9 protein-coding genes, 2 tRNA genes and 1 rRNA gene are annotated in these 9933 nt (G+C 69.2%); 5 read left to right on the top strand and 7 right to left on the bottom strand.

Features of this window, described 5'->3' with window-relative positions; all coding sequences use genetic code 11:
- Nucleotides 1-348, bottom strand: a 16S ribosomal RNA gene (locus ABT023_RS16785); the annotation flags it as partial.
- A 642-nt stretch (nt 349-990) separates the two neighbouring features.
- Here ABT023_RS16785 and ABT023_RS16780 point away from each other — a divergent pair.
- Nucleotides 991-1218 (top strand): hypothetical protein, encoded by a 228-nt coding sequence (locus ABT023_RS16780; protein ID WP_350886254.1) that lies wholly within the window; start codon nt 991-993, stop codon nt 1216-1218.
- 88 nt (nt 1219-1306) lie between these two features.
- Here the strand turns inward: ABT023_RS16780 and ABT023_RS16775 are convergent, their stop codons facing one another.
- The 6 genes from ABT023_RS16775 to ABT023_RS16750 form a co-directional block, all read right to left on the bottom strand.
- Nucleotides 1307-2104: a carbon-nitrogen hydrolase family protein gene (locus ABT023_RS16775; RefSeq protein ID WP_350886252.1), complete on the bottom strand. Its 798-nt coding sequence runs from the start codon at nt 2102-2104 to the stop codon at nt 1307-1309.
- A gap of 99 nt (nt 2105-2203) precedes the next feature.
- A complete protein-coding gene (clpX, locus tag ABT023_RS16770; RefSeq protein ID WP_350886250.1) occupies nt 2204-3508 on the bottom strand; it encodes an ATP-dependent Clp protease ATP-binding subunit ClpX in 1305 nt (434 codons plus the stop codon).
- A gap of 210 nt (nt 3509-3718) precedes the next feature.
- Complete coding sequence (locus tag ABT023_RS16765) at nt 3719-4381, bottom strand: ATP-dependent Clp protease proteolytic subunit (protein WP_350886248.1); 663 nt, start codon at nt 4379-4381, stop codon at nt 3719-3721.
- Between the two features lie 14 nt (nt 4382-4395).
- Entirely contained in the window at nt 4396-5037 is a 642-nt protein-coding gene (locus ABT023_RS16760; protein WP_161684732.1) for an ATP-dependent Clp protease proteolytic subunit, read from the bottom strand.
- 170 nt (nt 5038-5207) lie between these two features.
- Nucleotides 5208-6560: a trigger factor gene (gene tig / locus ABT023_RS16755; protein ID WP_350886246.1), complete on the bottom strand. Its 1353-nt coding sequence runs from the start codon at nt 6558-6560 to the stop codon at nt 5208-5210.
- Between the two features lie 142 nt (nt 6561-6702).
- Nucleotides 6703-6776, bottom strand: a tRNA-Pro gene (locus ABT023_RS16750).
- Nucleotides 6777-7182: 406 nt separating this feature from the next.
- Here ABT023_RS16750 and ABT023_RS16745 point away from each other — a divergent pair.
- From ABT023_RS16745 to ABT023_RS16730, 4 genes are all read left to right on the top strand, one after another.
- Nucleotides 7183-7256, top strand: a tRNA-Gly gene (locus tag ABT023_RS16745).
- A gap of 592 nt (nt 7257-7848) precedes the next feature.
- A complete protein-coding gene (locus ABT023_RS16740; protein WP_350886244.1) occupies nt 7849-8202 on the top strand; it encodes a hypothetical protein in 354 nt (117 codons plus the stop codon).
- A 256-nt stretch (nt 8203-8458) separates the two neighbouring features.
- Nucleotides 8459-8863 (top strand): effector-associated constant component EACC1, encoded by a 405-nt coding sequence (locus ABT023_RS16735; RefSeq protein ID WP_350886242.1) that lies wholly within the window; start codon nt 8459-8461, stop codon nt 8861-8863.
- On the top strand, nt 8847-9857 hold the full coding sequence (locus ABT023_RS16730) for a caspase family protein (protein WP_350886240.1): 1011 nt from the start codon (nt 8847-8849) through the stop codon (nt 9855-9857). Before ABT023_RS16735 ends, ABT023_RS16730 begins: the two co-directional genes overlap by 17 nt.
- The last annotated feature ends 76 nt before the right edge of the window (nt 9858-9933 follow it).

Raw genomic sequence — 9933 nt, 5'->3', positions numbered from 1 at the left:
CTGCTGCCTCCCGTAGGAGTCTGGGCCGTGTCTCAGTCCCAGTGTGGCCGGTCGCCCTCTCAGGCCGGCTACCCGTCGTCGCCTTGGTAGGCCATTACCCCACCAACAAGCTGATAGGCCGCGAGCCCATCCCAGGCCGAAAAACTTTACACCACCAGCCATGCGGCCAGCAGTCATATTCGGTATTAGCCCCCGTTTCCGAGGGTTATCCCAAAGCCTAGGGCAGGTTGCTCACGTGTTACTCACCCGTTCGCCGCTCGAGTACCCCGAAGGGCCTTTCCGCTCGACTTGCATGTGTTAAGCACGCCGCCAGCGTTCGTCCTGAGCCAGGATCAAACTCTCCAACAAAAACTTGTTGAAAAACTGTCCCGGCAACAAAAGTGTTGCCAAAGGAATCCAAACCAGCCGAAGCCCTAAAGCCCCAACCAGCCCGGGTATAAATCATAATTGGCACTGGCTTATCAAGCACCCTGTTGAGTTCTCAAAGAACAACCACACACCATCCGGTGAATCCCACTTGGTGGGACCCCCTTCCGGGGCAACCTCTCTAACTTACCCGATCAACTCTTCGCGGTCAACCTCGTTGCCGAGGTTTTCTTTGCCGATTCGATCGAACCCACGTCGACGCACGCCATGACTGGCGTTCGCTGCTGTCGTGGGAAGCCGCAGACCGGCCGATCGCCGCTTCGCGGCCATCCGCCCGGCTCCTGCCGGCTTCAGCACTCTACCCGGCCGGCTTCGCGATCGCAACTCCGTCTTACCGGCGTTGCTCGCACCACCCAGGTTCCCAGTCTCGCTCGGCGTGTCCGCCACGAGCCTGGTGCCCGCTCTCGGCCGGTTTGTCCGGCCTCCCGCTTGCAGAGAGAAAGTTACGCGTACGGCCAACAGAAGGCAAATCGGCCTCCGTCGATGCTGCCGCCGGGTCGCGCCCCTGGGGCCGCCCGTACGGCTCCCCCGCACACCATGCGCCGGCGTGCCAGAGTGTCTGGCATGGATGATGCTCCCGCCCTACCGGCGGCCACCCTCGCCGAGGAAGCCCTGCTCGGCCTGCTGATGCCCTTCTGGCAGTTGGTCATCGGCGCCGTCGTACTGGTCGTCATCCTGGTGTCGGTCGGCAGGCTGGCCCGTCGGGGAAGGTCCCGGATGACCACCGCCCTCCTGGTCACCGCCGGCGCCATCGCCGGCCTCACCGTGATCGGCGTCCTGCTCCAGGACTGACGACCGGCCACACACGACGTCCTACAGGCTGACCCTGGACACCGGCCGCAGGTTCCGGCTCCCGGAACGGCTTCCCGGTAGCGGTGCTTCAGAGGCGGCGGTTCGCCAGGCTCGGCAGTTCCTCACGGATCGCCCGGAGCCGCTCCAGGTCGAGGTCGACGACGGTCAGGCCGGGGCCGTCCGGCACCTGGCCGAGGACCGTCCCCCACGGGTCGACCACCATGCTGCGGCCGAAGCAGGTACGCCCCGGCTCGTGGTCGCCGGTCTGACCGGCCGCCGCCACGAAGCACTGGTTCTCGATGGCCCGGGCCCGCAGCAGGACCTCCCAGTGATCCCGCCCGGTGTGCAGCATGAACGCCGCCGGCAGCACCAGCAGTTGCGCGTCCCCGTCCGTGACCAGTTGCCGGTAGAGCTCGGGGAACCGCAGGTCGTAGCAGATCGACAGGCCGACCCGTACGCCCTCGACGTCGACCACCACGGGCTTCTCCCCTGGTGCGACCGTCGCCGACTCCAGGTATGAGACCCGCCCCGGGATCTCCACGTCGTACAGGTGGATCTTGCGGTAGCTGGCGACCAGGGTGCCGGACCGGTCGAAGACCAGCGACGTGTTGAAGGTGTGTTCCGGATCCGGGCCGACCTCGTGGAAGGACCCCGCGACCAGCCAGATGCCGAGCCGGCGGGCCACGTCGGCGAAGAACCGGCCCACCGTGCCGTCGACGGGCTCCGGCGCGGGCAGTCCGGCTGCGGGGCCCAGGTAGTCGACGTACTCCGGGAGGACGGCCAGGTCCGCTCCGGCCGCCGCGGCGCGGGACAGCAGGGCCTCCGCGGCCGCGAGGTTGGCCGCCCGGTCATCGCGGGCGTTGAGCTGGCAGACGGCGACGCGCATGGCCCTCAGCGTACGGCCGAAAAAACGCCCGCGACAGCCTCGGACTTCTCCGGGCCGCCGCGGGCACACCGCTCCTCCCCCGATCCGGGGGTGGACGGGTCAGGCGGACTTCTCCTCGCGGTCCCCGCGATCGCGACGGGCCCGGCGGCCGGTGAACTCCCGCGGCACGATCGTCGGGTTGACGTTCTCCAGGACCACCTCGCGGGTGATCAGCACCCGGGCGGCGTCGGGGTTGCTCGGCACCTCGTACATCGCGGAGAGCAGAACCTCCTCGATGATGGCGCGCAGGCCACGGGCCCCGGTGCCGCGCAGCATCGCCTGGTCGGCGATCGCCTCCAGGGCCGGCTCGTCGAACTCCAGCTCGACGCCGTCCAGCTCGAAGAGGCGCTGGTACTGCTTGACCAGAGCGTTACGCGGCTCGGTGAGGATCCGCACGAGGGCCGTCCGGTCGAGGCTGCGGACGTTGGTGATCACCGGAAGCCGACCGACGAACTCGGGGATCAGCCCGAACTTCAGCATGTCCTCCGGCATCACCTGGCTGAAGATGTCGTCGGACGAACGGTCGGAGATCGACCGGAGCCGGGAGCCGAAGCCGGTGCCGCCGTGGCCGGTGCGAGCCTCGATGATCTGGTCGAGACCGGCGAAGGCGCCACCGCAGATGAACAGCACGTTGGTGGTGTCGATCTGGATGAACTCCTGGTGCGGGTGCTTCCGGCCACCCTGCGGCGGCACGTTGGACACCGTGCCCTCCAGCATTTTCAGCAGGGCCTGCTGGACGCCCTCGCCGGAGACGTCCCGGGTGATCGACGGGTTCTCCGACTTGCGGGCGATCTTGTCGACCTCGTCGATGTAGATGATGCCGGTCTCGGCGCGCTTGATGTCATAGTCCGCGGCCTGGATCAGCTTGAGGAGGATGTTCTCCACGTCCTCACCGACATAGCCGGCCTCGGTCAGCGCGGTGGCGTCGGCGATCGCGAAGGGGACGTTCAGCATCCGTGCGAGGGTCTGCGCCAGGTGCGTCTTGCCACAGCCGGTCGGCCCGAGCAGCAGGATGTTCGACTTGGCCAGCTCGACAGCGTCGCTACCGGAGCCCGGTGCGCCGGCCGCCTCGGCCTGGATCCGCTTGTAGTGGTTGTAGACCGCGACCGCGAGCGCCTTCTTGGCCTGGTCCTGGCCGACCACGTAGTTGTCGAGGAACTGGCAGATCTCCATCGGCTTGGGAAGCTCTTCCCACTTCACCTCGCCGGACTCGGCCAGCTCCTCCTCGATGATCTCGTTGCAGAGATCGATGCACTCGTCGCAGATGTAGACCCCTGGGCCCGCGATGAGCTTCTTGACCTGCTTCTGCGACTTGCCGCAGAAGGAGCATTTCAGTAGGTCGCCGCCGTCACCGATCCGTGCCACCTACGTTCTCCCTGCACTCATCGGCCGGTGTACCGGCCATGACTTGCGGACGCTGCGCTCCGTCCGGCTCTGCTCGCTCGCCGGACCGTCCCGACGCAGCGGTACGAACCCGACGTTACCCGCTGGCGGGGGTTTCTCCGACCCCCCAAAACGGGCGTGTCAGAGGCCGACCGGGAACCCGCCCGGCCGGCCTCCGATTCGGTGCTCGCCTCAGCCGGCCGCGTTGGCGGCCAGCAGGCCCTTCTTGCGGCTGCTGAGGATCGTGTCGACCAGCCCGTACTCGCGGGACTCCTCGGCCGTCATGATCTTGTCACGGTCGATGTCCTTGCGGACCAGGTCGACCGCCCGGTTGCAGTGCCGGGAGAGCATGTCCTCCAGCTGCGTCCGCATCCGCAGGATCTCCCGGGCCTGGATCTCGATGTCCGAGCCCTGCCCGTAGCCGCCCTCGGTGGCCGGCTGGTGGATGATGATCCGCGAGTTCGGCAGCGCCATCCGCTTGCCCGGCGTGCCGGCGGCCAGCAGCACGGCGGCCGCGCTGGCGGCCTGGCCGAGGCAGACCGTCTGGATGTCCGGCCGGACGTACTGCATGGTGTCGTAGATCGCCGTCATGGCGGTGAACGAGCCGCCGGGCGAGTTGATGTACATGATGATGTCGCGGTCCGGGTCGGTGCCCTCGAGCGTCAGCAGCTGCGCCATCACGTCGTTGGCCGACGCGTCGTCCACCTGGACGCCGAGGAAGATGATCCGGTCCTCGAAGAGCTTGTTGTACGGGTTGGACTCCTTCACCCCGTACGACGTGCGCTCGACGAACGACGGCAGGACGTAGCGGTTGTGCACGGCCGCGAACTGGGGCGGCAGGCTCAGGTCGGTCATCGTCAGCTCCTCGCTCAGCTCAGGGTCCCGGCGCCTTCCGGAACCTGGGTGGCTCCGGTGATCACCTTGTCGATGAAGCCGTAATCCCTGGCCTCCTGGGCGGTGAACCAGCGGTCGCGGTCCGAGTCCGCCTCGATCTGCGCCTGGGTCTGGCCGGTGTGGTGCGCGACCCGCTCCTGGAACATCCGCTTCGTGTAGAGCATCTGCTCCGCCTGGATGGCGATGTCGGAGGCGGTGCCGCCCATCCCGCCGGACGGCTGGTGCATCATGATCCGCGCGTGGGGCAGGGCGTACCGCTTGCCCTTGGTGCCCGCGCAGAGCAGGAGCTGGCCCATGGAGGCCGCCATGCCCATCGCCACGGTCGACACGTCGTTGTCGATGAACTGCATGGTGTCGTAGATCGCCATGCCGGAGTAGACCGAGCCACCCGGCGAGTTGATCCAGAGGTTGATGTCGCGGTCCGGGTCCTCCGCGGCGAGCAGCAGCAGCTGCGCGCAGATGCGGTTGGCGACCTGGTCGGTCACCTCGCTGCCCAGGAAGATGATGCGCTCCTTGAGCAACCGGTTGTAGACCGAGTCGTCGAGGTTGCCAATGTTGTCGCCACCGCGGGCCTCGATCGCCCGGAGCGGCTTCGCTGGGATGTGCATGTCGGTCATGGCAGCCCTTCGCTCTCCGTACCGTCTTCCCCGACACTAACCGCTCGCCCGGGTGGCACAGTCCCGGTCGGGGTGCTTTTCGCTCTCAGCGCAGCCCCTCGCAGACGTACCCGGAAAAGGGTTTCGGCCGCCGTCCACCGGTCCCGGTGGACGGCGGCCTCAGCCGACGATCAGTGCTCGTGGTCGTGGTCGTGGGTCTCGTCGCTCTCCGCGCGGATCGCGTCGAGGCTGACCTCGTTGCCCGCCGAATCCTTGATCTTGATGCGCTCCATCACCGAGGCGAGCGCCTTGCCCCGCCGCACGTCGCCGAAGACGGCGGCCGCCGCGCCGGAGCGGACGAGCTGGTCGTAGTACTGCTGCGGGGCCATCCCGGCGCGCTGGGCGCGGTGGACGATCTCGTGGCCGAACTCGTCGTCGGAGACCTGGACGTCCTCGGCGTCGGCCAGGATGTCCAGCAGCAGCTGGATCTTGACCCCGTCGGTCGCCGCCTCGTTGAGCTCGGCGTCGATCTGCTCCTCGGTCTTCTCCTCGGCGGCGAGGTACTCCTCCAGCGAGGCGCCGATCCGCTCCAGCTGGTCGACCATGGCCTGCTTGCGGCTCTCGACCTCCTCGCGGACCACGCCCTCCGGCGCCGGCACCTCGGCGGCCTCGACGAGCTGCTCGAGGGCCTTGTCCCGGGCGGCGTAGATCTGCTCGACGCGCTTGCCCCGGGTGACCTTCTCGCGCAGGTCGCCGCGCAGCTCCTCGATCGTGTCGAACTCGCTCGCCAGCTGCGCGAAGTCGTCGTCGAGCTCGGGCAGCTCCTTCTCCTTGACCGTACGCACGGTCACCGCCACCTCGGCGTCCCGTCCGGCGAAGTCGCCGCCGACGAGCTGGGTGGTGAAGGTGGTGCTCTCGCCGGCGGCGAGGCCGACGACCGCCTCGTCCAGCCCCGGCAGGAGCTGCTTGCTGCCGACCTCGTGGGAGATGTTGGTCGCCTGCCCGCCGGGGACGTCCTCGCCGTCGACCGTGGCGTTCAGGTCGATCTGGACGAAGTCACCCTCGGCTGCGGCCCGCTCGACGGTCTTCAGCGTGGCGAACCGGTCGCGCAGGCTCTTCACCTGCTCGTCGATCTCGCTGTCGTCGATCTGGAGCTCGTCGACGGTGACCTCGATGCTGTCCAGGTCCGGCAGGGTGATCTCGGGCCGGACGTCGACCTCGGCGGTGAAGTTCAGCGAGTCACCGTCGTTGAACTCGGTGATCTCGACCTCAGGGCGGCCGAGGGTCTTCAGGTCGTGCTCGCGGACCGCGGCGAGGATGTTCTGCGGGATGGCCTCCTGCACCGCCTCGTTGAGGACGGTGCCCCGGCCCACCCGCTGGTCGATCACGGCGGCCGGCACCTTGCCCCGGCGGAAGCCGGGCACCTGCACCTGCGAACCGATCTCCCGGTACGCCTTCTTGAGGCTCGGCTCGAGCTCGACGAACGGCACCTCGATGGCGAGCCGCACGCGCGTCGGGCTCAGAGTCTCGACGGTGCTCTTCACAGGCGTACTCCTTGACGGATCTCAGTTGAGTCTGGGCGTAATTCGGCCCATCGAGTGTAGGTGAGCCGACGCGGCCCTCCGGCAGCGCCCGGGGACCGCGCGGAAACGGCGGCTCCCGGGACGCCCCGGCCGCGGACGACAGTCGGGGTGGCGGGATTTGAACCCACGGCCCCTCGCTCCCAAAGCGAGTGCGCTACCAAGCTGCGCCACACCCCGTGGCGACGAGAAGTGTATGCCTTGGCCGCCTGCCGGGAGTGCCGGGGCGTCGCCCGACACCCCGGAACCACCCCGACGGGACACCGGACCCGTCCGGCGCACGCCCCACCGTGCGCCGGACGGCGGTGGCAATCCCGCCGGGTCGGCATCCCGTGGGACGCCCCGACGGCCGGCGCTGGGCGGAACGCCGCTGCGCTCGGCCAGAACCCGACGGGAGCCAGGACCCACGGGAACAAAATCACGGAAAGTGTGGTCATGCCGCGCCGGGAGGCCACACTTTCCGTGAATCTGTGCGGATCTTGGGACGGAAGGGGCCGGGGCCGGGGCTGGGGGTGGGGGATACGGATGCGCGGGCGGGCCCGGGCACCGGGTACGCTGTCGGCGCGCCCTGTGCTGCGGGGCGCACGCGGGCGTAGCTCAATGGTAGAGCTTCAGTCTTCCAAACTGACGGTGCGGGTTCGATTCCCGTCGCCCGCTCCACACCTTCCGGCCCAGGTCAGCGGCGTTCTCGCCGCACCTGGGCCGCTCTCGTCTCAGCCCTTACTGATCTTGCCTGCCGGTAGCGCCGGCCGTGTCGTCCGAGGGCGCGCTCGCATGCCGGCCGCTTGGGTTCCTGCCCCTGGTGGCCTCTGCCCCGCCGGCTTGTCGCCGTCCTGCGCCTTCGCCGGTCTTCCGGCCCCGCTCGCTCTTCGCGTGCCGGTGGACCGGCGCCGCTCACATGCCGGCCCCGCGTACTCGGACAGGTGCTCGACGAGCGCAGTCCGGGCCGCCGGCGGCAGGGTCACGATCGCCGCCGTCGCTCGTCCTGTTCCTCCCCACCATGCGGCACGCTGACCCCCGTTCGAGGACCGCTCGCCGACCGTCGAATCGAAGTTGTCCACAATGCGCGTTTCGGCTAGCGTGCGCGCCTGTGAAGCGTTTTCGGGTTACCTCCGCTCTTTTGATCTGTGCCTCCTTGATGGCTCTCACCGCCTGTGGCGGGGAGGACACCAAGACCACGGCCGGGTCCACGCCGTCCGCCTCCACGGCTCCCGCCACGGCTCCTGCCACGGCCGCAGCCTCCGCTTCCTCGGTGCCGTCCTCGTCGGCCCCGGCGGGTGGCACGAGCGACAAGAAGCTCTGCGAGTCGGCGAAGAAGGCCGGGGACGACATGAAGAAGCAGCTCGTCGCCGCCCTGCAGTCCGGCGAACCGTCGCCGGCCGTGTTCAAGAAGATCCTGGCCGACCTGGAAGCGAAGATGACCACGTTGGCCTCCTCCGGGGGCGACAGCAAGGTGGCCACCGCCCTGAAGCAGTTCGGGGTGGAGGCATCCAAGGCGGCAGCGGCAGCGGACCCGGCGAGCGCCGCCGACAACCCCGCCTTCGAGAAGGCCGGCGCGGACATCACGGCCGCATGCAAGGCTGCCGGAGTCAGCGTCACCTTCTGACGACGCCGCCCCTCAGCGGCCGATTCGCCACCATCGCGGCTGTGTCGTGGGCCATGCAACTGGCCCGCGACGCAGCCGCGCTCGTTTCTCACGGTCCCCAGACACGGCGACGATCCGGTTGTCGGTCAGCACGGGCACCGACGTGACGAGAGTCGTAGATCAGTCACTCGGTTCGATTCTCCACGGCCTTCGGAACTGCCCCCGCTGGTCGGCCTCGGCTAGCCTGGATCACACGCGGTCGAAGCCGGGAGGCGCAATGGAACTGTCGCTCAGAATCGACAACGATCCGGCGGGGACCGAGGCGACGACGCTCTACCGTTGGCTCGCCCGCGACCGGCAACTCGCCCGGCACGCGCGGCTCTCGCCGACCGCCGGGGCGCCGACCGACGGGGAGATGAGCGGCGGCTCGCTGGAGACGATCAACGTCATTCTCTCCAACAGCATCGCGCTGGCCAGCCTGATCACCTCGATCGTGGCGTTCCGGAAGGCGCAGAAGCAACAGCGGGCCGGCTCCGGGGATCCAATAGTCGTGCTGCTGGAACGGCCGGGCAGGTCCATCACCATCGACGACGACTCCACACCCGAGGGTGTGGTCGAGCTGCTCGACGCTACGGATCCCGCCCCCGCGGTCGGGGTGACCTCCGATGGCAACGCTCGCTGACCCGACCGCCTCCCGAGCGGTACTGGTGGGAGTGCCGGAGTACGACTCGCTGCCGCCCCTGCCGGCGGTACGCGAGAACGTCGGCGCGCTGCGCCGGCTGTTCGCCGACCCGGCGGTGTGGGGGTTACCCACCGAGAACATCCTCGTGCCGGACCTGTCCGGCCCGGACCCGCTCGACGCCGTGATGGGGGCGCTGCGCTCGGCCGCCCGGGAGGCCACCGACACCCTGCTCGTCTACTACGCCGGTCACGGCCTGACGAACATCCTGACCGGGGAGCTGACCCTCGCCCTGCCCGGCGTCGAGGATCTCGACCAGTGGTGGCGGGCGCTGTCCTTCAACCACATCCGTCGCGCGCTCACGGACCCCACGCTGGCCGCCACCCGCCGGGTGGTCGTCCTGGACTGCTGCTACTCGGCGCTGGCGCTGGCCGGCGACATGGGCCCGGCACCGGCGAGCATCGACGTGGCCGCGCTCACCGAGGTCAACGGGGCCTTCGTGTTGACCGCCTGCGCCGAGTCGGAGACGGCGAAAGCGCCACCCGGCGCGCGGTACACCGCCTTCACCGGTGAGCTGATCACCGCCCTGGAGGAAGGTGTCGCCGACGGTCCCGAACTGCTCGACCTGCACACGCTCTACCTCCACCTGGCCGAGGTTCTGGCCGAGAGGCGCTGGCCGGTCCCTCAGCAGCGCAGCCGCAACTCGATCGGGGACCTGGCCCTGGCCCGCAACCGGGCCTGGTCGGCGCCCGCCGCCTCCGTCGACGGCGACGACGCGGGGCGGGGCGGACCCGTCTTCCGGCGCGTCGCCGTGCCGGCGACCGAGCGCGCCCGACTGCTGCAACGCGTGGGCAACTTCCCGGGTGCGGCGGCGGCGCTTCGCGACGCAGCGGTCGACCAGGAGCCCGAGGCGCTACGCCAGCGCATCAGGCAGCTGCGTCGCGCGAATCGGCACTCGGAGGCCGCCGCGCTGTGGCGGCTCGCCGAAGGCGTGTAGGACGCCGAAGGCACGTAGGACGCCGAGAGCGTGCGGGGCACCGAGGGTCCGACGTCCTCGCCGCCCGGGGAACCGG

The sequence above is a fragment of the Micromonospora sp. NPDC002296 genome (assembly GCF_040296145.1).
In the GTDB taxonomy this organism is placed as follows: Bacteria; Actinomycetota; Actinomycetes; order Mycobacteriales; family Micromonosporaceae; genus Micromonospora.
Note: the sequence above shows the minus strand (reverse complement) of the source record. Positions and strands in the feature narration are given on the sequence as shown.